General features: G+C 70.0%; 25 protein-coding genes. 21 read left to right on the top strand and 4 right to left on the bottom strand.

The annotated features are described in order from the left end of the window. The first annotated feature begins 135 nt into the window (after window positions 1–135). The 10 genes from lepB to ACWIGI_RS40670 all read left to right on the top strand — a co-directional run bounded on the left by lepB (window position 136) and on the right by ACWIGI_RS40670 (window position 9,202). Window positions 136–957, top strand: a complete 822-nt coding sequence (lepB, locus tag ACWIGI_RS40715) for a signal peptidase I (RefSeq protein ID WP_454209031.1) — start codon at window positions 136–138, stop codon at window positions 955–957. Window positions 958–990: 33 nt separating this feature from the next. Further along, entirely contained in the window at window positions 991–1,740 is a 750-nt protein-coding gene (locus ACWIGI_RS40710) for a ribonuclease HII (RefSeq protein WP_454209034.1), read from the top strand. Window positions 1,741–1,783: 43 nt separating this feature from the next. After that, the gene (locus ACWIGI_RS40705; protein ID WP_067514125.1) at window positions 1,784–2,089 is read left to right on the top strand and encodes a DUF2469 domain-containing protein; all 306 of its coding nucleotides are present in this window, start codon (window positions 1,784–1,786) and stop codon (window positions 2,087–2,089) included. A gap of 86 nt (window positions 2,090–2,175) precedes the next feature. Then, window positions 2,176–2,535 carry a YraN family protein gene (locus ACWIGI_RS40700; RefSeq protein WP_454209030.1) on the top strand — a complete coding sequence of 120 codons (360 nt, stop codon included), beginning with the start codon at window positions 2,176–2,178 and terminating at the stop codon, window positions 2,533–2,535. After that, complete coding sequence (locus ACWIGI_RS40695; protein ID WP_454209029.1) at window positions 2,535–4,043, top strand: YifB family Mg chelatase-like AAA ATPase; 1,509 nt, start codon at window positions 2,535–2,537, stop codon at window positions 4,041–4,043. The genes ACWIGI_RS40700 and ACWIGI_RS40695 overlap by 1 nt, the downstream gene beginning before the upstream one ends. Window positions 4,044–4,924: 881 nt before the next feature. Then, a complete protein-coding gene (gene dprA / locus ACWIGI_RS40690; protein WP_454209028.1) occupies window positions 4,925–6,100 on the top strand; it encodes a DNA-processing protein DprA in 1,176 nt (391 codons plus the stop codon). 88 nt (window positions 6,101–6,188) lie between these two features. Next, window positions 6,189–7,112, top strand: a complete 924-nt coding sequence (locus tag ACWIGI_RS40685) for a tyrosine recombinase XerC (protein ID WP_454209027.1) — start codon at window positions 6,189–6,191, stop codon at window positions 7,110–7,112. A 4-nt stretch (window positions 7,113–7,116) separates the two neighbouring features. Then, entirely contained in the window at window positions 7,117–7,962 is an 846-nt protein-coding gene (locus ACWIGI_RS40680) for an N-formylglutamate amidohydrolase (protein ID WP_454209026.1), read from the top strand. Window positions 7,963–8,047: 85 nt separating this feature from the next. After that, window positions 8,048–8,809: a siderophore-interacting protein gene (locus ACWIGI_RS40675; RefSeq protein ID WP_454209025.1), complete on the top strand. Its 762-nt coding sequence runs from the start codon at window positions 8,048–8,050 to the stop codon at window positions 8,807–8,809. A gap of 15 nt (window positions 8,810–8,824) precedes the next feature. Continuing rightward, window positions 8,825–9,202, top strand: coding sequence for a hypothetical protein (locus tag ACWIGI_RS40670; RefSeq protein ID WP_454209024.1), 378 nt, complete (start codon window positions 8,825–8,827; stop codon window positions 9,200–9,202). Between the two features lie 46 nt (window positions 9,203–9,248). Here ACWIGI_RS40670 and ACWIGI_RS40665 read toward each other — a convergent pair whose 3' ends face one another. Both ACWIGI_RS40665 and ACWIGI_RS40660 read right to left on the bottom strand, forming a co-directional pair. Continuing rightward, window positions 9,249–9,758, bottom strand: coding sequence for a DUF1990 family protein (locus ACWIGI_RS40665; RefSeq protein ID WP_454209023.1), 510 nt, complete (start codon window positions 9,756–9,758; stop codon window positions 9,249–9,251). Between the two features lie 32 nt (window positions 9,759–9,790). After that, window positions 9,791–10,240 (bottom strand): M23 family metallopeptidase, encoded by a 450-nt coding sequence (locus ACWIGI_RS40660; protein ID WP_454209033.1) that lies wholly within the window; start codon window positions 10,238–10,240, stop codon window positions 9,791–9,793. Between the two features lie 187 nt (window positions 10,241–10,427). Here ACWIGI_RS40660 and ACWIGI_RS40655 point away from each other — a divergent pair, with 187 nt between their 5' ends. From ACWIGI_RS40655 to tsf, 4 genes are all read left to right on the top strand, one after another. Further along, window positions 10,428–10,832: a YidH family protein gene (locus ACWIGI_RS40655; protein WP_454209022.1), complete on the top strand. Its 405-nt coding sequence runs from the start codon at window positions 10,428–10,430 to the stop codon at window positions 10,830–10,832. Beyond that, window positions 10,829–11,158, top strand: a complete 330-nt coding sequence (locus ACWIGI_RS40650) for a DUF202 domain-containing protein (protein WP_454209021.1) — start codon at window positions 10,829–10,831, stop codon at window positions 11,156–11,158. The genes ACWIGI_RS40655 and ACWIGI_RS40650 overlap by 4 nt, the downstream gene beginning before the upstream one ends. Before the next feature lie 279 nt (window positions 11,159–11,437). Then, window positions 11,438–12,271: a 30S ribosomal protein S2 gene (gene rpsB / locus ACWIGI_RS40645; protein ID WP_454209020.1), complete on the top strand. Its 834-nt coding sequence runs from the start codon at window positions 11,438–11,440 to the stop codon at window positions 12,269–12,271. A gap of 97 nt (window positions 12,272–12,368) precedes the next feature. Then, a complete protein-coding gene (gene tsf, locus ACWIGI_RS40640) occupies window positions 12,369–13,193 on the top strand; it encodes a translation elongation factor Ts (RefSeq protein WP_454209019.1) in 825 nt (274 codons plus the stop codon). 75 nt (window positions 13,194–13,268) lie between these two features. Here tsf and ACWIGI_RS40635 read toward each other — a convergent pair whose 3' ends face one another. Together ACWIGI_RS40635 and ACWIGI_RS40630 are read right to left on the bottom strand one after the other, a co-directional pair. Next, entirely contained in the window at window positions 13,269–13,487 is a 219-nt protein-coding gene (locus ACWIGI_RS40635) for a hypothetical protein (RefSeq protein ID WP_454209018.1), read from the bottom strand. A gap of 112 nt (window positions 13,488–13,599) precedes the next feature. After that, window positions 13,600–14,484, bottom strand: a complete 885-nt coding sequence (locus ACWIGI_RS40630) for an NmrA/HSCARG family protein (RefSeq protein WP_454209017.1) — start codon at window positions 14,482–14,484, stop codon at window positions 13,600–13,602. A gap of 100 nt (window positions 14,485–14,584) precedes the next feature. On the opposite strand from ACWIGI_RS40630, the gene ACWIGI_RS40625 reads away from it, so the two are divergent. From ACWIGI_RS40625 to ACWIGI_RS40595, 7 genes are all read left to right on the top strand, one after another. Then, a complete protein-coding gene (locus tag ACWIGI_RS40625; RefSeq protein ID WP_454209016.1) occupies window positions 14,585–15,487 on the top strand; it encodes a helix-turn-helix transcriptional regulator in 903 nt (300 codons plus the stop codon). Window positions 15,488–15,623: 136 nt separating this feature from the next. Beyond that, a complete protein-coding gene (pyrH, locus tag ACWIGI_RS40620; RefSeq protein ID WP_454209015.1) occupies window positions 15,624–16,358 on the top strand; it encodes a UMP kinase in 735 nt (244 codons plus the stop codon). 37 nt (window positions 16,359–16,395) lie between these two features. Continuing rightward, window positions 16,396–16,953, top strand: coding sequence for a ribosome recycling factor (gene frr, locus ACWIGI_RS40615; RefSeq protein ID WP_454209014.1), 558 nt, complete (start codon window positions 16,396–16,398; stop codon window positions 16,951–16,953). A gap of 186 nt (window positions 16,954–17,139) precedes the next feature. Next, complete coding sequence (locus ACWIGI_RS40610) at window positions 17,140–17,985, top strand: phosphatidate cytidylyltransferase (RefSeq protein WP_454209032.1); 846 nt, start codon at window positions 17,140–17,142, stop codon at window positions 17,983–17,985. Between the two features lie 117 nt (window positions 17,986–18,102). After that, window positions 18,103–18,444: a CU044_2847 family protein gene (locus ACWIGI_RS40605; RefSeq protein ID WP_454209013.1), complete on the top strand. Its 342-nt coding sequence runs from the start codon at window positions 18,103–18,105 to the stop codon at window positions 18,442–18,444. Between the two features lie 12 nt (window positions 18,445–18,456). After that, the gene (locus ACWIGI_RS40600; RefSeq protein ID WP_454209012.1) at window positions 18,457–20,343 is read left to right on the top strand and encodes a S1 family peptidase; all 1,887 of its coding nucleotides are present in this window, start codon (window positions 18,457–18,459) and stop codon (window positions 20,341–20,343) included. Next, a complete protein-coding gene (locus ACWIGI_RS40595; protein ID WP_454209011.1) occupies window positions 20,340–21,368 on the top strand; it encodes an AAA family ATPase in 1,029 nt (342 codons plus the stop codon). Before ACWIGI_RS40600 ends, ACWIGI_RS40595 begins: the two co-directional genes overlap by 4 nt.

The raw sequence follows: 21,368 nt of genomic DNA, 5'->3' as shown, positions 1-21,368 counted from the left end.
CCCTACCAGAACCACCATCAGATGACAACCGAGATGTCTACTTGCGGGGTGGGCGTGTATTGGTCCTCACGCGACCTGATTTCGTGTCGGCCCCCCCCCTTTTGGCTCCCGGGGCGCGGCGCTACTCTGTTCCCCGTGGCAGACGAGAACGAGTCGACAGCGGTGTCCGGTCCGGGCGACGACGACGTGAGCGAGGACGCGAAGGCGACTCCCGCCAAGAAGAAGCAGCGTCCGTTCTGGCAGGAACTGCCGATGCTCATCGGCATCGCGGCGGTCATCACCGCGCTGGTCGTGACCTTCATCGGACGCCCGTACGTGATCCCCTCGCAGTCGATGGAACCCACCCTGCACGGGTGCGCGGGCTGCACCGGCGACCGGATCTACGTGCAGAAGCTGAGCTACTACTTCAGTGACCCGAAGCCGGGTGACGTGGTGGTGTTCGTCGGCCCGACCGATTCCTGGAACCGGCACTACCGGTCCATTCGCTCGACCAACACCGCGGTGCGCGGCGTACAGAACTTCCTGTCCTTCTTCGGCCTCGTGCCGCCGGACGAGAACGATCTGGTCAAGCGGGTGATCGCGACCGGCGGGCAGACGGTGAAGTGCTGCGACGAGCAGGGCCGCATCCTGGTGCTGGACGACGAGCCCGGCGCCACCTGGCAGCCGCTGGACGAGCCCTACATCCAGACCTCGAACCCCGACCGCAACAACCCGTTCAACCCCGAGCGCCCCGACATCCCGTTCAACGCCGGCGGCCGCGCGTTCGGACCGGTCAAGGTGCCCGAGGGCAACCTGTGGGTCATGGGCGACAATCGCCGCGAATCCGCCGACTCCCGCTACCACATGGACGACGAGTTCCAGGGCACCGTGCCGATCTCGGACGTGCGCGGCAAGGCGGTCTTCAAGATCTGGCCGCTGGGCCGGATCGGATTCGTGCGGTCCGAGGACCCGCAATAGGGCCGAGGGCGAGATAATCGACCGGTGGGGAAGATGGCGAACACCCCGAAGCAGCGGGGCGGCAAGAAGATACAGCCGATCGAACGCGGTGACTGGCCGCCGCGCGTCGTCATGCGACGCGCGGGCGGGCTACGCACGCTCGAGGCCGCGCTGATCCGCAGCGGGCTCGGTCCGGTCGCGGGCGTGGACGAGGCCGGGCGTGGCCCGAGCGCGGGTCCGCTGGTCGTGGCGGCGTGTCTGCTCGCGCCCAAGGCGTACGCGTCGCTGGCCGGGCTCGACGATTCCAAGCGGCTCACCGAGGACGCGCGCGAGGAGCTGTTCCCGATCATCAAACGGGTGGCCCTGGCCTGGTCGGTGGTCGTGATCCCGGCCTGGGAGATCGATGCCATCGGCATCCACGTGGCCAATATCGAGGGCATGCGGCGTGCGGTCGCCGGACTGAACCCGGTTCCGGGGTACGTTCTGACCGACGGTTTCCGGGTGCCCGGCATTCCCGTGCCGTCGCTGCCGGTGATCGGCGGTGACGCCACGGCGGCCTGCATCGCCGCGGCGAGCGTGCTCGCCAAGGTGACCCGCGACCGGATGATGGTTCAGCTGGACGAGCAGTTCCCCGGTTACGGATTCGCCGGTCACAAGGGCTACAACACGCCCGAACATAACGAGGCGCTGCATCGTCTGGGCGTCACCAGTGAACATCGCCGGTCCTGGCGCAATGTGCGGGAGATCGCGGTGCGGTCGCCCGGGACCGGCCGAGTGGCTACCGATACCGCGTATGCGGGATGATGTCTCTACACCCAGTTGGGCGATAAGGAGGACGTTCCACCCGATGAGCGCCGAGGATCTCGAGAAATACGAAACCGAGATGGAACTCTCGCTGTATCGCGAGTACAAGGACATCGTCGGCCAGTTTTCGTACGTGGTGGAGACCGAGCGCCGCTTCTACCTGGCCAATACGGTTGAACTGCGGCCGCAGAACGCCGACGGCGAAGTGTACTTCGAGGTGCGGATGTCCGATGCGTGGGTTTGGGATATGTACCGGCCCGCCCGCTTCGTCAAGCACGTTCGCGTCATCACGTTCAAGGACGTGAACATCGAGGAGTTGGAGAAGCCCGACCTGCGGCTGCCCGAGTAGTCCACAGGCTCGGCGGTATCCACAGGCAGTGAGTTTTCCCAGGTCGGCGTGGCCGGGTCCGGATCGGACCCGGCCATGCTGGCGTTATGGCACAGCATCTCGCGCTCGGCGCACAGGGGGAGGAGCTGGCGGCGCGCTATCTGCGCGACGCCGGTATGGAGATCGTCGCCCGTAACTGGCGGTGCAGGTACGGGGAACTCGATCTGATCGGCAGGGATGCCGCGGGCGTCACCGTCTTCGTCGAGGTCAAGACGCGCAGCGGGCTCGCGTTCGGGCAGCCCGCAGAAGCGGTGTCGTTCCTCAAGCAGCAGCGCATCCGGCGGCTGGCGCTGGTGTGGCTGCACGAGCGGTCCGGGCCGTGGTCGCGGGTGCGGTTCGACGTGGTGTCGGTGCTGCTGCGGCCCGGCACCCCGCCGGAGATCACCCATCTGCGGGCGGCGTTCTGATGCCGCTCGGGCGGGCGCATTCGGTGGCGGTGGCCGGGGTGGACGGGCAGCTGGTGGAGATCGAGGCCGACATCGGGCAGGGGCTGCCGTCGGTGCACCTGGTCGGGCGGCCGGACACCACGCTGCAGGAGTCGCGGGACCGGGTGCGGGCGGCGGTCACCAATTCGGGGGAGAAGTGGCCGGACGGTCGAGTGATCCTGGCGCTGTCGCCCGCGACCCTGCCCAAGGTCGGCAGCGTGTACGACCTGGCGCTCGCCGCCGCGGTGCTGGACGCGGCGGGTTCGGTTCCGGTGCATCGGCTCGCCGAGGCCGTCCTGCTCGGCGAGCTCGCGCTCGACGGGCGGGTGCGCCGGGTGCGGGGCATCCTGCCGGCGGTGCTGGCGGCGCGCACCGCCGGGCGCAAGCTGGTCATCGTGCCCACCGCGGCGCTGGCCGAGGCCGGCCTGGTGGACGGGATACGGGTGCTCGGGGCCGCGACCCTGAGCGAGCTGGTCGATTGGCTGCGCGGGGCCGGCGAGCTCACCCCGCCCGAGCCGATGGTCCCGGCCGAGGTGCGCTCGCACGGGGACCTCAGCGAGGTGGTCGGGCAGGAGGAGGCGCGCTGGGCGCTGGAGGTCGCGGCGGCGGGTGGGCACCACCTGTTGCTGACCGGGCCGCCGGGTATCGGCAAAACGATGCTCGCCCAGCGCCTTCCGAGCCTGCTGCCGGCCCTGCGGGAGCGAGAGTCGCTGGAGGTCACGGCGATTCACTCGGTGGCGGGCACCCTGTCCGACGATCATCCGCTGATTCACCTGCCGCCCTTCGTGGCGCCGCACCATTCCTCGTCGGTGACGGCGATGATCGGCGGTGGTTCCGGATCGGCGCGTCCGGGTGCGGCCAGTTGCGCGCACCGGGGCGTGCTGTTCCTCGACGAATGCGCCGAGATCGGCACCAAGGTGCTGGAGGCGCTGCGAACTCCCCTGGAGGAGGGCGAGGTTCGCATCGCCCGCCGCGACGGCGTCGCCCGCTATCCCGCCCGGTTCCAGCTGGTGCTGGCCGCCAACCCCTGCCCCTGCGCGCCTGCCCGCGACATCGACTGCATCTGCGCGCCCCTCGCACGCCGCCGCTATCTCGGAAAACTCTCCGGCCCGCTGCTGGACCGCATCGATCTCTCGGTCCGCATGCACGCGCAGTCCGCCGGCGCGCTCAGCGGTGAGGAGACCGAATCCAGCGAGGCGGTCCGGGCTCGGGTCGCCCTGGCCCGCAATGCCGCCGCGGCCCGCTGGGCGACGCTGAACCTGACCACCAATGCCGAGGTCCCCGGTCACGTGCTGCGCCAGCAGTTCCGCCTCCCGCGCGAGTCCCTGGCCCCGGTGGAGAACGCCCTCAAACACGGCCGCATGTCCGCCCGCGGCGCCGACCGCGCGTTGCGCGTCGCCTGGACGGTGTGCGATCTGCGCGGTGGCGAGGTCCCCACGGCCCAGGATGTCCTGCAGGCCCTGGCCTTTCGCCATCGAGGTGGAGCATGAATCCCCGCCCCGGTCGTGCGGTCTCCCCTGCGGCGGAGGGCGCTTCGCCCCCGGGCGCCCCGTGTACGCCGCCCGCTGCGCCCGCGCCGACCGAGCCCCTCGCGATGACGCAGCCTCCTGTTCCGGTGGCGTCCAACGTCGTCGATGACCAGGAAGAGTCGTCGGTGCACCCCTTCCCGTGCGCGGCGGATCTGGCGGGAACCGGGTGCACGGGCACAGATGCCTGCGCTCTCCCCGATGACGCGAACATCGACGAGTTGCGCGCGGCGAGCACCCTGTTCGACGACGCGGATGAGTACCGGTCACCGGGCCTCCCGCCACCGACGCCCACTGCCAGCTCACGAACCGATCGCTCGGCGGGCACCGCCCTGTCCGATGCGCGAACGGACTGTGATCGAAGTTCTTCCGACACAGTCGATCCGGGTCCATACGGGGCGGATGATCCGGGGAGTTCGACTCCCTCGCTGCCGAGTGTGGTCGCTGCGCCGGTGCCCAGCCCCGTCGCTGCGAACACGATGGTCGCAGGTGTTTCCGGGGTTGGAGAGTCTCTCGCCGTGGCCGATTCGACGCTCGACGACGCGGACGAGGCGCGGTGTCGGAGCGTCTCGCGACCGGATGACGGTGGTGCGACCATGCCCGATGGTGGGCCGGGCCATCGGGCCGATGACGTGCCGAGGATCGGCGTGGAGGGCGTGTGCACCGATCGGGAACGAAAGCCTTCCATCGCAGCCGATTCAGAGCCCGGCGGTCCGGTATCCATGCTGGGCCCGCGTGATTCGGATGTGCCATCGCACCGGCCGCACGACACCCTGCCCGCAGGTGGTGCCGGGGGATCGGCCGACGGCAGGAGGCCGGGTGGTGGCGACGGGGACGAGAGGCGGTTGGCCTGGGTGTATCTGTCGCGGGTGGTGGAGGGGCCGTGTGCGGCGTTGTCGGCGTTGATCGGGTCGGTGGGGGTGGTCGAGGCGGCTCGGGCGGTGCGGGAGTGTGCGTTGCCGGAGGTGTTGCGGGGGCCTACGGAGTTGCGGCGGGGGATCGAGTGGGCGGAGCGGGATCTGGGGGTGATGGAGCGGATCGGCGGGCGCGTTATTACGCCGGACGACTCGGAATGGCCGGCGTGGCGGATGCTCGGGCTGGGGCAGTTGGACCCGGGGCAGGACGAGGCGGGGGCGGTGCCGGTCGTGTTGTGGGCGCGGGGGCCGCGCTCGCTGGTGGAGTGCACCGAGCGGGCCGTGGCGGTCGTCGGGGCTCGGTGCAGTACCGGATACGGGAACCACGTCACGGCGGAGATCGCGGGGGAGCTGGCGGGGCGGGGGTGGACCGTGGTGTCGGGGGCCGCGTTCGGGATCGACTCGATGGCGCATCGGGCCGCGCTCGCGGTGGGCGGCTGTACGGTCGCGGTGCTCGCCTGCGGAGCCGACCGGCCCTATCCGGTGCAGCACGATCGGCTGCTGGCCGAGATCGCCGACACCGGGCTGGTGGTCAGCGAATACCCACCCGGGGTCACACCGCGCAAACACCATTTCCTGGCCCGCAACCGGCTCATCGCGGCGCTGGCCGACACCGTGGTCGTGGTCGAGGCCGGCGCCCGCAGCGGGGCCCGCAATACCGTGAAATGGTCACGCCGCCTGGGGCGTCCGGCCCTGGCGGTCCCCGGCCCCGTCACCTCGGCGGCCTCGGTGGGCTGTCACCGCATGATCCTCGACGGCGAGGCGTTCCTGGTCACCGGCGCCGACGACATCCTCGACGAAGCGGGCCCCCTGCGCCTCTCGCTCGCCGGCATAGCCCCACCGTCCTCGGCTGCCACCCTGACCGACACCCGGCCGCCACCCGGGCCCCGCGCCGGCAACGACCGGCGTCCCCGCCCACCCGCCCTCGACGACAACGAAGCCCGCCTCCTGGCCGCCCTCCCCACGATCGGCTCCCGCCTACCCCGCACCCTCGCGACCGCCACCGGCCTCCCGCTCCCTGTGGTCCGGGCGACCCTCGCGGCCCTTGAACTCACCGGCCGCGCCGCCAGCGGCGACGACGGCTGGCACCGCACCGCCGACTCCTGAACTCGTTGTGGAGGACCGCCGCCGGGCATGATCCGCGTATCCGGCGGGGGAACTTGCGCTCGGGGGCGTGGGCGGTGACGGTGGGGGGATGAGCGAACTGCCCGAGGACCTGGAGGCACTGCTGGTCGAGTACGGGCGGCATCTGCGGCTCGGGCGGAACCGGTCGGAGCACACCGTCCGGGCGTACGTGGGGGACGCGCGGGGCCTGCTCGGACATTTGCTCGAGCGGGGAGCGGATTGCGGTGTGGGAGAGGTGGATCTGACGCTGCTGCGGTCGTGGCTGGCGGGATTGTCGGCGAGTGGGGCGGCGCGCACCACGCTGGCGCGGCGGACCTCGTCGGCCCGGACCTTCACCGCGTGGCTCACCTACACCGGGCGGCTGACGGTCGACCCGGGGCCGCGGCTGGGGACCGCGCGCTCGCACCGGGTGCTGCCCGCCGTGCTGGGCAAGCAGCAGGCCTCGGCGGTCATGGACGCGGCGGAATCGGGTGCGGCGCAACACGATCCCATGGCCCTGCGGGATCGGCTGATCGTGGAGCTGCTGTACGCGACCGGGATCCGGGTGAGCGAGCTGTGCGGGCTCGACATCGAGGACGTGGACCGCGAACGCCGCCTCGTGCGGGTGCTGGGCAAGGGCAACCGGGAGCGCTCGGTGCCGTTCGGCGGCCCGGCCGAACAGGCGCTGGACAGCTGGCTGCGGCACGGCCGGGCGGCCTTCGCGAACGAGGCGTCCGGCCGGGCGCTGCTGCTGGGCCGCCGCGGTAGGCGGCTGGACCAGCGCCAGGCGAGAACCGTTGTGCACGAGGTTATCTCGGCGATACCCGGCGCACCGGATATGGGTCCGCACGGCTTCCGGCACACCGCCGCCACCCACCTGCTGGAGGGCGGCGCCGACCTGCGCGTCGTGCAGGAGATCCTCGGCCACACGAGCATGGCCACCACCCAGCTCTACACCCACGTGTCGATCGAGCGCCTCAAGAAGGTGCACGACCAGGCCCACCCCCGAGCCTGAACCGGTGCCGAGAATTCCCGACCCGAGCCGGCGTACCCCGGCCCCGATTGCGCCAGGCAACGTCGACCTGCACCCCGGCGCCCCGGAATCGCCTGTCATCCTGCATGTTCCGCACTCCGCCCGCCGCATTCCACCGGACGTGCGGGCCGATATCGTCCTGGACGACCCGGCCCTGGAACGCGAACTCGACCACATCACCGACGCACATACCGCGGAGCTGTCCGCGGCGGCCGCCGCCGGCGCCCGGATGCGGCCGTGGCGGTTCGTCAACCGGCTCTCGCGTCTGGTCGTGGACCCCGAGCGATTCCCGGACGAGCGCGAGGAGATGGCCGCCGTCGGCATGGGCGCGGTCTACACCCGCACCACCGACCGGAAGATTCTGCGGCCGGATGCCTTCGACCCCGCCGAACTCCTGGACCGCTACTTCCACCCCTACGCCCGCGCCATGGCCGATCTGGTCACCGATCGCCTGCGCGCGACCGGGCGCGCCGTCATCCTCGATGTGCACTCGTATCCGACGAAACCGCTGGCCTACGAGCTATTTGCGGCAGGAGGCCGTCCGCCGATCTGCCTGGGAACGAATGACTTCCACACGCCGCCGAAGCTGACGGCGTTCGCTGCCGCGGTGTTCGCGGGTTTCGGTGGCGTCGCGGTGGATACTCCGTTCGCGGGAACCTATGTCCCCCTGGACCGGTACCGCTCCGAACCACGCGTAACCGCACTCATGGTGGAGATTCGCAGGGATGTCTATATGGCCGAGCCGGGTGGTCCGGCCGGTCCGGGCCTTCCGCGACTCGCTACCGCGCTGGCGGCGTTGATCGATGCGGTGTCGTTCGATGGGGCGAGGTAATCGACGCCATATCAAGACCGTATCGACGAGCTATCGGGCGTCGTGTACGTTGACTTAGGTAACCCTAATTGTGGAGGTGTTCCGCTTGGCACGCAGCCGTACGACCTTGATTGTTCAGAACACCATCTGGCTTTCCGACCACCTGATCCGCGTACACCTGGGCGGGCCCGGCTTCGCGAGCTTCGAGGCCAACGACTTCACCGACGCCTACGTCAAGCTGGTCTTCCCCGGCCCCGACGGCGAGATCATGCGCACCTACACCGTGCGCGCGATCGATCGCGCGGCCCAGGAGATCGCCATCGACTTCGTGCACCACGGCACCGAGGGCGTCGCCGGACCGTGGGCGGCCGCGGCCGAACCCGGGGACACCATCGACCTGCTCGGCCCCGGCGGCGCGTACGCGCCCCGCGCCGACGCCGACTGGCACCTGCTCGCCGGTGACGAGTCGGCGCTGCCCGCCATCGCCGCCGCCTGCGCGGCGCTGCCGATCGACGCGACCGGCCGGGTGTTCATCGAGATCGGCGGTCCCGCCGACGAACTCTCCTTCCCGCTGCCCGAGGATGTCGAACTCACCTGGGTGCACCGCGGCGACGCGGCTCCCGGTGAGCGGCTGGCCGCCGCCGTGCGCGCCGAGCCGTGGCGCGCGGGGCAGGCGCACGTGTTCATCCACGGCGAGGCCCAGGCCGTCATGCACGATCTGCGCCCGTACGTCCGCAAGGAGCGCGGTGTCACCGCCGAGTGGGCGTCCATCTCCGGCTACTGGCGTCGCGGCCGCACCGAAGAGGGCTTCCGCACCTGGAAGTCCGAACTCGCCGAGGCCGAGAAGGCCGCGCCCGCCGGGGTCTGACCTACGGTCGAGGGCATGCCCGGCGATTCCGAACAAGCTCTTCCTCCACTGCGTGACCGGCTGCGGGCCGCCCTGCCCGCAGCCCTGAAGGCTCGCGACCGCACCGCGGTCGCGGCCCTGCGCTCGGCTCTGGCCGCCATCGACAACGCCGAGGCGGTCGACGCCTCCGATGTCCGCGCGGGCGCGATCGAGGCTGCCGGGGGTCTCGGCGCTGCCGAACGCCCCCGCCGTGAACTCACCGAGTCCGACGTCGACGACATCGTCCGCGCCGAGATCGACGAACGCGACAGCGCCGCAACCGATTACGCCGCGGCCGCCGGTGGGGCCGCGCGTGCCGCCGCCCTGCGCGCCGAAGCCGCCGTCCTCACCCGCCACCTCTACGGGCAGCCATGAGACCGTGCCGTGCGGTCGAAGCACCCCGCCGCTCGGCTCCCGGGCCTCAGATCAGCGTGCCGATGTACCGCCCCGCGAACCAGCGCTGAATGACCCGGACGATCGGCCCGCCGAGCCGGGTGTACCAGGCGCCGGGGCGGGCGAAGGCCTCGACGATCCCGTACACGGACCCGTCGGCCTGGTCGTACTCGACGGCGAAGAGTTCCTCGCCGACCTCGGGGTGGTCGGGCAGCGTGCCGTAGGCGAAGCCGCGACGGTCGGGTTCGTCCAGCACGTAGACCACGCGGCAGTGGGCCCGGAACCCGAGCCGGCCTATGCCGAGGCACATGGTCATCTCCGTGCCGGGCGCGGCCACCGGGCTCGTGGCCGACACGAAAATCCCGGTACCGCGCTGCATGCGGTACGCCAGGATCTGCGCCCCGGCCTCCTCGAACAGCGCGCGGCCCGAACCGATTCGGCGGCGCAGCCGGAAATGGTGGTAGCCGGGCGGGAATTCGCCGCGGGTCGCGCCGACCTCGGCGTAGGTGAATTCGACCGTGGCGGGCTCGTGCGTCATACCCCCATCCTGGTCTCGCGACGGTGCCGCCTTCAAGGATTCGCCAGTGGTTTCAGTCGCACCTGGACCGTGCGCAGCAGCCCGAGCGGATTCAGGTAGGCCCGGTCCCGGCGCAGCCCCCAGTGCAGGCAGGCCGACACCGGGCATCCGGCGTGACCGGCCTCCAGGGAACCGATGGTCGATCCGCGGAAAACCCTGCGCCCCAACGGAACCCCGGCGCGCACCGGCTCGTATGTGGTCCGTAGCCCGCCCGCGTGATCGATGGACAACACGGGTTTGCCCGCCACCGTCCCGGCGAAGGCGACCGTGCCGTCCCCGGCGGCGAGCACCGCCTGCCCGGCGCGGCCCGCCAGATCCACCCCGCGATGCCCGGGTAGCCAGTCCCGCTCCGGCGCGTCGAAGGCCCGGACCACCGCGGGTCGCGGGCGCAGCGGCCAGCCGAATTCGCCGGCGGGCGCCGCGCTGCCCGCCGATGTCACCATCACCTGCCCGAGCAGTAGCCCCGGCAACCAGCCGAGGGTTATCGACACGATCGCTCGCATACCCCTCAGGGTGCGCCTCCGACCGCCGCCCGGGACTACCGTGAACCGGGAATGTGGATGGGCCGCACGGATGTGAACACCGTGCTGTCCAATCCCGGAACATGCCGCCGACCAGCAGGAGAACGTCATGGGCTCCGCCGAGCCGCGCCCCGAGACCCCGATCGAAGCCGAGGCGCAGGAGCACGATCGCGAGCTCGCCGCCGAACCCGCCGACATCGACTACCGCTTCACCCTCGCCAACGAGCGCACGTTCCTGGCGTGGATGCGCACCGGCCTGGGCCTGCTCGCGGGGGGCGTGGCCGTGCACGAGTTGGTCCGCCCGTTCACGCACCACGGCATTCGCAGCGCGGTGGCCCTGAGCTGCATCGTGCTGGCCGCGATCATCGCCGTCGGCGCGTACGGGCGCTGGAAGCACGTGCAGGCCGCCATGGAACGCGGCGACCGGCTGCCGCGCACGCTTATGGTCCCGATCCTGGCCTTCGGCATCGCCGTCATCGCGGTGCTCGCGGGGTACGGGCTGCTGCTGTCGTGAGCAGTCCCGAAGCCGGGCTGGCCGCCGAGCGCACCGCCCTGGCGTGGCGGCGCACGGCCATCGCGGCCATGGCCAACGCGGTGCTGTTCCTCAAGGTCACCTACACCAGCGACTGGCCGCCGCTGACCGGGCTCGCGCTGCTGGCCACCGTGAGCCTGGTCGTGGTGAGCGTGGTGTGCGTGCATCGCAGCCGAATCCTGCACTCGCACAATCGAGGTAACTGGAGCGGTGGGCGGCGCGGGATCACCGCGGTCGCCGTGGCGGTGACCGGAGTCGCGGGCGTCGCCGTCGTGCTGGCCCTGTACTACGCGGTCGAACTGGGCTGAGTTCGAGCGGTCCAACGGTTCGCGGGAGGTCGCCCCGCTCGCGGTCCCGGCCTGGTCCGGCGCGGTGCGCCCACCCCGGGCAGGGGGCGATTTCATCTCTGCGGACCCGGCCCGTAAACTGATCCAGCGGTTTGCTTCAGTGCGGACCGACTTCGCGCGCCCAGATCGAGGCCGCCGGCTGGTCCCCCTGATTCGATATAGCGGGTTCCGGTGGCCGTGGGCGCCAGGGCAGAGATCGCCGATTTCTGCGACAACCAGCAATGAAAGGGTTACGAGGCCATGCCCGTCGTAACAATGCGGCAGCTGCTCGACAGCGGCGCCCACTTCGGTCACCAGACCCGTCGGTGGAACCCGAAGATGAAGCGTTTCATCTTCACCGACCGCAACGGCATCTACATCATCGATCTTCAGCAGACGCTGACCTACATCGACAAGGCCTACGAGTTCGTCAAGGAGACCGTCGCCCACGGTGGCACCGTTCTCTTCGTCGGTACCAAGAAGCAGGCCCAGGAGTCGATCGCGGCCGAGGCCACTCGCGTCGGCATGCCCTACGTGAACCAGCGCTGGCTGGGCGGCATGCTCACCAACTTCGGCACCGTGCACAAGCGCCTTCAGCGTATGAAGGAGCTCGAGGCCATGGAGCAGACCGGTGGCTTCGAGGGTCGCACCAAGAAGGAAATCCTCATGCTCACGCGTGAGAAGAACAAGCTCGAGCGCACCCTCGGCGGTATCCGGGACATGGCCAAGGTTCCCTCGGCCATCTGGGTCGTCGACACCAACAAGGAGCACATCGCCGTCGGCGAGGCTCGCAAGCTGAACATCCCGGTCATCGCGATCCTGGACACCAACTGCGATCCCGACCTGGTCGACTACCCGATCCCGGGTAACGACGACGCGATCCGTTCGGCCGCGCTGCTGACCCGCGTTGTGGCGTCCGCCGTCGCCGAGGGCGTGCAGGCTCGTGCCTCGCGTGCCGCCGGTGATTCGAAGCCGGAAGCCGGCGCGGGCGAGCCCCTCGCCGAGTGGGAGCAGGAGCTCCTCGCTTCGGCTGCCCCGGCCGCCGAGGCCGAGGCCCCCGCCGCGGCCGATCCGGCCGCCACCGCCGACGCCTGAGAGTCGCACGGCATTTGTTCACCTTGCCGCCCCTTCCCGTTGGGAAGCGGGCGGCAAGGTGTGACCACCCCAGACCACACAGAGGAGGATCGCCGACATGGCGAACTACACCGCCGCTGACGTGAAGAAGCTTCGCGACCTCACCGGCTCCGGCATGATGGACTGCAAGAAGGCGCTCGAAGAGAACGCCGGCGACTTCGACAAGGCCGTCGAGACCCTGCGCATCAAGGGCGCCAAGGACGTCGGCAAGCGCGCTGAGCGCGCCACCGCCGAGGGCTTGGTCGCCGCGCAGGACGGCGTCCTGATCGAGATCAACTCCGAGACCGACTTCGTCGCCAAGAACGCGGAGTTCCAGGAGCTGGCCAACAGCATCGTCGCGGCCGCCGCCAAGGCGCGCCCGGCCGATCTGGACGCGCTCAAGGCTGTCGATCTGGGCGGCAAGACCGCCGACCAGGCCGTGCAGGAGCTGGCCGCCCGTATCGGCGAGAAGCTCGAGCTGCGTCGCGTCGTGTCCTACGACGGCAATGTCGCGACCTACCTGCACAAGCGCGCCACCGATCTGCCCCCCGCCGTCGGCGTGCTGGTGCAGTTCACCGGTGAGGGCGATGTCGCCGCCGAGGCCGCTCGCGCCGCCGGCATGCAGGTCGCCGCGCTCAAGGCCAAGTACGTCACCCGCGAAGAGGTCCCCGCCGACCTCGTCGAGAAGGAGCGTGCCATCGCCGAGGCGACCGCGCGCGAAGAGGGCAAGCCCGAGGCCGCGCTCCCGAAGATCGTCGAAGGCCGCGTCAACGGCTTCTACAAGGACGTCGTCCTGCTGGAGCAGTCGTCCGTGACCGACAGCAAGAAGACCGTCAAGGCTCTTCTGGACGAGGCCGGTGCCACCATCACCGCCTTCTCCCGCTTCGAGGTCGGCCAGGCGTAATCGCCTGCCAAGCCTGAAAAGGCCCTTCTCCCATCGTGATTCGATGGGGGAAGGGCCTTTTCGCTCTTTGTCGCGCTACTTCGGGATGACGATCGGCCCGCAGTTGTTCGCGCCGACGTAGCAGCCGATCGCGGTGAGTATGGACTGCACCAGGCTCGCGGATCCGGTGCCGAGGGAGCTGCTGCCCGAAGCCGCCGGGGCTTCCGCCGTGGCGGTACCGGCGGCGGTGATCAGTCCCGCGGTGATGGCGACGACGGCGGCGCCGGTGCGAACGATGCGGCTGGTGGAAGTCATGGCGGCAGCGTACGGCGGTGTCACCGATTCCGGATGCCCCCGAATCTCGGGGCGGCCGCCGCGCCGGTGGCGGGCATCGGCACGGCGCGGAGCCCGCCGCGCGGGCGCTCGCTCACAGCGTCCAGCCGGTGGCCGCGGCCCAGGTCGACAGGCTCTGCAGGCCGGGGTGGGCGGCGCGCAGGGCCGGGACATCGGGGGCGGGGGAGTCGTCGGTGTCGAAGAAGGCGAACATCTTGGCGACCTGTTCGTCGAAGGCGCGCAGGGCCTCGATCGGCACGCGTACCGTCCGGTGCGGCAACCCGGCCGGGCGGGCGAGGGTTTCGGCTATCTCGGTGGGGGTCAGGACGTCGCCGGCGATCTCCACCGTGCGGCCCAGGAACTCGTCGGGGCGGTCGAAGGCGATCGCGGCGAACTCGCCGATGTCGCGGATGGAGATCAGCGCCATGGGCTTGTCCGGCGCCACCGCCAGCGACAGCACGAGCTCACCGTCGACGCGGGCCGGTTTGTTGTAGGTGGCGAAGTTGTCCATGAACAGCACCGGGCGCAGGATGGTGGCGGGCAGGCCGAGCGCCCGAATGTGGTCCTCGATCTGCTCTTTCGCCGCGTAGTACTCCACGCCCGAGTTCTTGTGCGCGCCGCTGAGCGAGCTGTACACCAGGTGCGCCACGCCGGTCTTGGCGGCCAGGTCCGCGACCATCCGGCCGTGCACGATCTCCGCGGCCACGGCGTCCAGGCTGATGTTGACCCCGGACATCATGGTCAGCATGAGGAAGACCCCGTGCGCGCCCTCCATGGCCGCGCGCACCGATTCCTCGTCGTCCAGGTCGCCGGTCACCAGCCGCGCGCCCGCCGCGGCCAGCGCCCGCGCCCGGTCCGATTCCGGATCGCGGACCAAAGCCCTTACTTCCCAGCCTCTTTCGAGCAGCGCCGTCGTCGTGGCGGTGCCCTGCCTGCCGGTGGCTCCGATGACCAGTACCGGTCCGTTGTGGTTCGTCATGTCCTGCTCCCCTGTCGTGGTGTTGTGTTTTCCACGGTAGGAATTCGGGCACGAACCTGTCCTGGCAGTGATACTGCTACCCGGGCACTCTGTACGGGGGATGGGCGAAATGGTAAGTGGTGACGGTCATCCGGACGTTCCGGAGTCCAGATACGCGCAGCTGGGCCGGTTCCTGCGCGCGGCCCGGGGCCGCCTGCGACCGGCCGATGTCGGGCTGCTGCCGTACGGCGACCCGGCCCGCCGCCGCACCCCGGGTCTGCGCCGCGAAGAGGTGGCGGAACTGTCCGGCGTGAGCTTGACCTGGTACACCTGGCTCGAACAGGGCCGCGCCGTCGAGACGAGCCGCCAGGTGATCGACGCGCTGGCCCGGACCCTGCGCCTGGACGCCGATCAGCACCGTCACCTGCGCGCGCTGGCCGGTCACGCCGAACCGGACGACGGCGGGGCCGCGGCCGACAACGCCCGGCTGCAGCGCCTGGTCGACGCGGTCCTGCCGAATCCGGCGTCGATCTTCGACCGCGATTTCGACTACGTCGTGTGGAACACCGCCTACGTCCGCGTCCGCCACGATCCGCTCGATCTGCCCCCGCGCCGGCGCAATCTGCTCTGGATGATGTTCACCGACAAGGAGAATCGCGCCCGCATGCCGCGCTGGGAGTTCGCTGCCCGCGCGGTGCTGAGCCAATTGCGCGACGCCACCGGCAGCCGGCCCGGTGATCCGGGGCTGTCCGCGCTGGTGTCCGAGCTGAGCCGGGAGAGCCTCGAATTCGCGCGCTGGTGGTCCGAGTACCCGGTGGGCCGGTTCCGGCCCGCCACGATCACGGTGGCGCACCCGGAGGCCGGGGATATCGAACTGGAGCTGTTCCAGTTGCGTCCGGCCGAGGATCCCGGCCTGTTGCTGGTCGTGCAGGTCCCGGCGACGCCGCTGGCCGCCGAGCGGATCGCGGCCCTGTCCGAGCCCGCCACGCCGCCGCGCGATGTCACGAATTCGGGCACGGTATAGAGGGTCGCCTCATGGCCGTGACCGTCCGTGGTGCAGGATAGACGAAAGCTTGTAGCCGTCCCGCGCATCGCGTTGCGCCGGGATGGTCTTTTCATGTGCGTGGCTGCGTTCGAACCGCCCCAGGACAAGGAGACCGATGACGGACCCGGATACGGCGCCCGACCGCAAGGGCTATCGCCGAGTACTCCTCAAGCTCGGTGGGGAGATGTTCGGTGGTGGGCGGGTCGGTCTCGACCCGGATGTGGTGCAGACCGTCGCGGAGCAGATCGCGGAGGTCGTCGAGGACGGGGTCCAGGTCGCCGTTGTCATCGGCGGCGGCAATTTCTTCCGCGGCGCCGAGCTCGAGGAGCGCGGTATGGAGCGCGCCCGTTCGGATTACATGGGCATGCTCGGCACCGTGATGAACAGCCTTGCGCTGCAGGATTTCCTGCAGAAGCAGGGCATCGATACCCGCGTGCAGACCGCCATCACCATGGGCCAGGTCGCCGAGCCGTATCTGCCCCTGCGCGCCAAGCGGCACCTGGAGAAGGGCCGCGTGGTCATCTTCGGCGCCGGTATGGGCATGCCGTACTTCTCGACCGACACCACCGCCGCCCAGCGCGCGCTGGAGATCGGCGCCGAGGTGGTGCTCATGGCCAAGGCCGTCGAGGGGGTCTACTCCGACGATCCGCGGGAGAACCCGGACGCCACCATGTTCACCGAGATCACCCACAAAGAGGTGATCGAACGCGGTCTGAAGGTCGCCGACGCCACCGCGTTCAGCCTGTGTATGGACAACCAGATGCCCATGCTGGTGTTCAATCTCTTGACTAAGGGCAATATTGCTCGCGCGGTCGCCGGTGAGAACATCGGCACGCTGGTTCGGTCGTGACCGACGAGAAGAACGATGACGCTGTGGAGGAAACGCCGTGATTGAAGAAGCGCTCTTCGAGGCCGAGGAAAAGATGGAGAAGGCCGTCTCGGTGGCGAAGGACGACCTGGGTTCCATTCGGACCGGTCGCGCCAATCCGGGCATGTTCGCGCGGATCGTCGTGGACTACTACGGCTCGCCCACGCCCATCACCCAGGTCTCCAGCATCACCGTGCCCGAGCCGCGCATGGTGGTCATCAAGCCGTACGAGCAGGCGCTGATGCAGGAGATCGAGAAGGCGATCCGCAATTCGGATCTGGGTGTGAACCCGACGAACAACGGCGACATCATCCGCGTGTCGATCCCGCAGCTGACCGAGGAACGGCGCCGCGAGATGGTCAAGCAGGCCAAGTCCAAGGGTGAGGACGCCAAGATCACGATCCGCAACGTGCGCCGCAAGGCCATGGATGAGCTGGGCCGTATCCAGAAGGACGGCGAGGCGGGCGAGGACGAGGTCGGCCGCGCCGAGAAGGATCTCGACAAGACGACCGGCAGGTACGTCAGCCAGATCGACGAGCTGGTCAAGCACAAGGAAGCCGAGCTGCTCGAGGTGTAAGCACCGCTGCTCGAGGTTCTCCGGACGGCCGGCGCACGGCCGGGGGTAGGGACGAAACGACAAGTGAGCGACAGGACAATCGTGGCCGAGAAATCCACCGATGCGGTGACGCCGCCGGTCGAGGGCACCCCGGAGACGGCGCCACCGGCCGCGCCCGCGGACCGCGCCGAGGCGCGGCCGCCCGCGGTGGAGCCGGTTCCGGCGCAGGCGCCCGCCTCCAAGGCCGGGCGCAACCTGCCCGCCGCCCTGGGTGTCGGGTTCGGGCTGGGCCTGTCGCTCATCGCGATTCTGCTGTTCGCGCCCGAGGTGCTGATCGGGGTGATCGCGGCGGCCGTGGCGGTGGCGACCTGGGAGGTGGCCAAGCGCCTGCGCGAGGCCGACGTCCTGGTGCCGCGGGTGCCGCTGCTGCTGGGCGGGCAGGCGATCATCTGGCTGGCATGGCCGTTCGACACCGCGGGCGTGCTCGGCGCGTTCGGTGCGAGCGCGCTGGCGCTGATGGTGTGGCGGCTGTTCGACCACGGGTTGCGCGCCACCCCGCGAAACTATCTGCGCGATACCGCGATCAGTGTCTTCACCCTGGCGTGGGTGCCGTTGCTGGCCGCGTTCGCCGTGCTCATGTTGCTGCAGGACGACGGCAATCTGCGCGTGCTGACCTTCATGATCCTGGTGGTGTGCTCGGACGTCGGCGGCTATGTCGCGGGCGTGCTGTTCGGCAAGCACCCCATGGTCCCGGCGATCAGCCCGAAGAAGTCCTGGGAGGGCTTCGCCGGATCGCTGGTCTTCAGCGTCATCGGCGGTCTGCTGACGGTCACCCTGCTGCTGCAGGCCAATTCGATGATCGGCGTGCTGCTGGGTGTGGGCCTGGTGGTCGTCGCGACCACCGGCGATCTCATCGAATCCCAGATCAAGCGGGAGCTGGGCATCAAGGACATGGGCACGCTGCTGCCCGGCCACGGCGGCATCATGGATCGCCTGGATTCGATGCTGCCGTCCGCGTTCGTCTCCTGGCTGGTGCTGACCGCGCTGCTGTGAGTTCGCTACCCCCGTGGAAATCGTTGCCGCGCAGTAGCACTCGCTGATCCCGGGCGCGTGTGTGCGGGCGGGGTGCTACGGTCGAGCTGAATGTCCGCAGGCATACAGGGGGTTGACATGGCGCATATCGAACGCGTCGAAATGCCGGATGGCACAGTCATCTTCGCTCGGATCGAGGCCGTGGACGAAGCGGCCGAGGCGGGCCTGGACGGCGGGGCGGGAGCCGATGTCGGGCTGCGCGACACGCTGCGGCTGGAGAATCTCGGCAGCACGGTGCGCAGCGTCGCGGCGTCGGTACACGCCGGGCTCGACGGTATGAAACCCGATCGGGTGGCGATCGAATTCGGCCTGGAGTTGGCCTTCACCGGCGGCGGCGTCTTCGCGGTGCTGGCTTCGGGCGGCGCCAAGGCTTCGGTCAAGGTCGCGCTCGAATGGGAACCGGCTGCCGCCACGGCCTAGGGGGCCCGCACCGTGCGTGATCACGCCGAGATCGAGGAGCTGTTGCGCGCGGCCACCGCGATCGTGCTGACCGACGCGGTGAAACCGCAGGCCAAGGGCACGGCGTTCCGGGTGGCGCCGCAGTACGCGGTCACCGCCGCGCACGTCGTGCGCGATCTGGGTAAGCGGGTGCGGCTCCGGTTCGGTGCGGACGACTGTTTCGCCGAGGTGATCGCCGCGTCCGCGGCCCCGCGCGGCGTCGACGCCGGCCGCTGGAGTTTCGACGATCACGCCGTGCTGCGGATCGAGCAGCCGCAGGAGGTATCCGCGCCCAGCGTGCTGCTGGCCGAGCCCGCGCTGCAGAACGGGGACCGGCTGATCGTCTGCGCGCTCAACGCCGTGTACGTGGAGCAGGCGGTCGAGATCTACCGGTCGTACGTGGTCCGCGACGTGCATCCGCCGCGGTTCTTCACCATCGACTCCGCGGATCGTTCGGTCATCTCGGGCATGTCCGGAGCCCCGGTGTGGTCGGTCCGGCACGGCGGCGTCGTCGGCCTGGTGAAGGGCACCGAGGGTTTGACCGCCGCGCAGGGCGGCGCGGTGGCCGCGCTGCTGGACGGCCTGCGCAGGCTGGACGCGCCGGAGCTGTACGACGATCTGGTCCGCGCGCATGACCGGCAGCACGGTGTCGATCGCGGCTGGTCGTACGGGCTCGTGGGCGGCGAGACGATCATCCGGCGCTGGCTGGTCGACGTGCACGCGCTGCTGGCCCGGGTGCCGCCCGCGGCCGCGCGGAACGTGCCGGTCGCGCTGGTGGACGAGCTCTTCCGGGACGCCCTGCCGCCGGAGCCGGATCAGTTTCCGACGCTGCGGGATCTGGCCGAGTACATCGGGACCGAGAGCCACGATCCGAAGTTCGGACTGGCCAGGTTCTGCGCGCTGGCGCCGCGGTACCTGCCCGCGGCGCCGGAACCGGTCATCGACGGGCTGCAGCGGATGCCGCGCACGATCATCACCTCGTCGCCCCAGTTTCGCCTGTTCGAGAAGCGGTTCCTGGCCGACCGCGCGGTCCCGTCGCCGACCACGACCCTGTTCGGGGTGATCCGGGCGGGCGACACCCCGGTCACCGACGATCGGGTCGATACGGTCTACCGCTACGAGGTCCATCGCCGGGTCGGCGAGCAGGACATCATTCCGCTCGCGCAGTCCGCACCGTGCCCGAGCTACGCGCACGCCAAGCAGGGCGTGAAGGCGGTGCTGGACGCCTCGCTGCGGGAGCTGGGCGCGGAGTCCGTCGAGTTGGTCATCGCGCTGCCGGACGAGCACCTGACGGAGGAACCGCTGTACCGGTGGCTGCGCCCGGACCAGCGCCCGTTCGGCAAGTATCTGCTGCGGTTGCGGCGCAGCCGGACGTGGGAGAAGGACAACGAGCAGCTCACCGAGCTGCGTCAGCGCTACGAACGCCTGCGCGCGCGAGACTTTCGAGCCCTGCACTGGATGGAGTGCGTGGATCCGCGCGGGCAGGTGCTGGCCGAGCTGCAGGAGCTGTTCGTGAGCGCGGATCAGAACCCGTGCGACGGATTCGGGGTGGACGAGCCGCCGACCGTGCCCATGCTGGCTGCCTCGGAAGCGAATTCGCTGCCGGTGACGCTGTGGCGCGACGAACGCTGCCCGGAACACCCGGCGGCGGAGGATGATTGCGCCGGCGCGGTGTTCCGCCGGACCCTGCTCGACCGGCTGGGGACGGTGCCGCCCATCGACTGGTACGGCACGATCTGGCGGGAGCAGCGCAGCTCGGTGGAGTCGGCGGACCGGGACGACTTCTGGCGCAAGATCACTTTCATTCTGGACAAACCGGGCGAGAGCCGGCGTCGGCTACCGCTCGCGGGACCGGAGCCCTCGGGGAGAACGGCGATATGACAGCACCGAACTGGCATGTGTTCCACGGTTCCGGCGAGCCCCGCCCGGACGGGTGGGCGGCGGTGCCGCCACCGATGATCGCGCGCACCTTCAACGGCGCTCCGCTGGTGCCCCCGCCCGCGCCCGGCGAGCAGTCCGATCAGGTCGAGCGCAAACTCGGGCGCAGCGGCATCGGCGCGCACCAGTTGCGGCCCGAGGATCTCGACGTCATCAACGCGGCGCTGCTGTGCCGGCGTCCGCTGCTGGTGAGCGGCGCACCGGGCCTGGGCAAGTCCGCGCTGGCCTATCTCATCGCCCGGGAGCTCTCGCTCGGGCCGGTGCTGCACTGGCCGATCACCAGCCGCAGCACCCTGCGCGAGGGGCTGTACCTCTACGACGCGCTGCGCCGGTTCGAGGAGGCGAGCATGCCGGACGTGCGTGAGCGCGGGGCCGGGGTGGACGTGGCCGACTACGTGACGCTCGGACCGCTGGGCACCGCCCTGCTGCCGTACGCCACGCCCCGGGTGCTGCTCATCGACGAAATCGACAAGGCCGACGTCGATCTGCCCAACGATCTGCTGCACGCGTTCGAGGACGGCGAGTATCACATCGACGAACTGCGGCGCATCCGCGGTCATCAGCCGGTGGTGCAGGTCTTCAGTCACGAGGGCCGCGAGCGGGTGCCCGTGCACGAGGGGTCGGTGCGCTGCAACGCTTTTCCCATCGTTGTGATGACCAGCAACGGCGAACGCGAGTTCCCACCGGCCTTCCTGCGTCGCTGTTTGCGGTTGCGATTGGCGAAACCCGAACGCGGGCAACTGGAAAGCGTCGTGTCGGCCCATCTCGGACCCGATGTGGTGCGCGACTACAGCGATATAATCGAGGTCTTCATCAGACGGCGCAACGAATTGGGAACGTTGCCGACCGACCGGTTGCTGATCGCTCTGCACGTGCTGACCCAGGCCACCGGCCCGGACGGCATGGAGCAGCAGGATCGGCAACTGCTGGCCGAACGCCTGATGCAGCCCACCGATTCCGGAGGCTGA

The organism is Nocardia sp. NPDC055321 (assembly GCF_053645575.1).
The sequence above is the reverse complement of the archived record's forward strand: the minus strand, read 5'-3'. Positions and strand labels throughout refer to the sequence as shown.

Coding starts and splice junctions, on each gene's coding strand:
- ACWIGI_RS40595 (WP_454209011.1), top strand. CDS start 20,340: ATGACAGCACCGAACTGGCATGTGTTCCACGGTTCCGGCGAGCCCCGC.
- rpsB (WP_454209020.1), top strand. CDS start 11,438: ATGCCCGTCGTAACAATGCGGCAGCTGCTCGACAGCGGCGCCCACTTC.
- ACWIGI_RS40625 (WP_454209016.1), top strand. CDS start 14,585: ATGGGCGAAATGGTAAGTGGTGACGGTCATCCGGACGTTCCGGAGTCC.
- ACWIGI_RS40635 (WP_454209018.1), bottom strand. CDS start 13,487: ATGACTTCCACCAGCCGCATCGTTCGCACCGGCGCCGCCGTCGTCGCC.
- ACWIGI_RS40700 (WP_454209030.1), top strand. CDS start 2,176: ATGGCACAGCATCTCGCGCTCGGCGCACAGGGGGAGGAGCTGGCGGCG.
- ACWIGI_RS40685 (WP_454209027.1), top strand. CDS start 6,189: ATGAGCGAACTGCCCGAGGACCTGGAGGCACTGCTGGTCGAGTACGGG.
- ACWIGI_RS40695 (WP_454209029.1), top strand. CDS start 2,535: ATGCCGCTCGGGCGGGCGCATTCGGTGGCGGTGGCCGGGGTGGACGGG.
- tsf (WP_454209019.1), top strand. CDS start 12,369: ATGGCGAACTACACCGCCGCTGACGTGAAGAAGCTTCGCGACCTCACC.
- ACWIGI_RS40705 (WP_067514125.1), top strand. CDS start 1,784: ATGAGCGCCGAGGATCTCGAGAAATACGAAACCGAGATGGAACTCTCG.
- ACWIGI_RS40630 (WP_454209017.1), bottom strand. CDS start 14,484: ATGACGAACCACAACGGACCGGTACTGGTCATCGGAGCCACCGGCAGG.
- ACWIGI_RS40670 (WP_454209024.1), top strand. CDS start 8,825: ATGCCCGGCGATTCCGAACAAGCTCTTCCTCCACTGCGTGACCGGCTG.
- pyrH (WP_454209015.1), top strand. CDS start 15,624: ATGACGGACCCGGATACGGCGCCCGACCGCAAGGGCTATCGCCGAGTA.
- ACWIGI_RS40605 (WP_454209013.1), top strand. CDS start 18,103: ATGGCGCATATCGAACGCGTCGAAATGCCGGATGGCACAGTCATCTTC.
- ACWIGI_RS40665 (WP_454209023.1), bottom strand. CDS start 9,758: ATGACGCACGAGCCCGCCACGGTCGAATTCACCTACGCCGAGGTCGGC.
- ACWIGI_RS40710 (WP_454209034.1), top strand. CDS start 991: ATGGCGAACACCCCGAAGCAGCGGGGCGGCAAGAAGATACAGCCGATC.
- ACWIGI_RS40655 (WP_454209022.1), top strand. CDS start 10,428: ATGGGCTCCGCCGAGCCGCGCCCCGAGACCCCGATCGAAGCCGAGGCG.
- ACWIGI_RS40660 (WP_454209033.1), bottom strand. CDS start 10,240: ATGGTGACATCGGCGGGCAGCGCGGCGCCCGCCGGCGAATTCGGCTGG.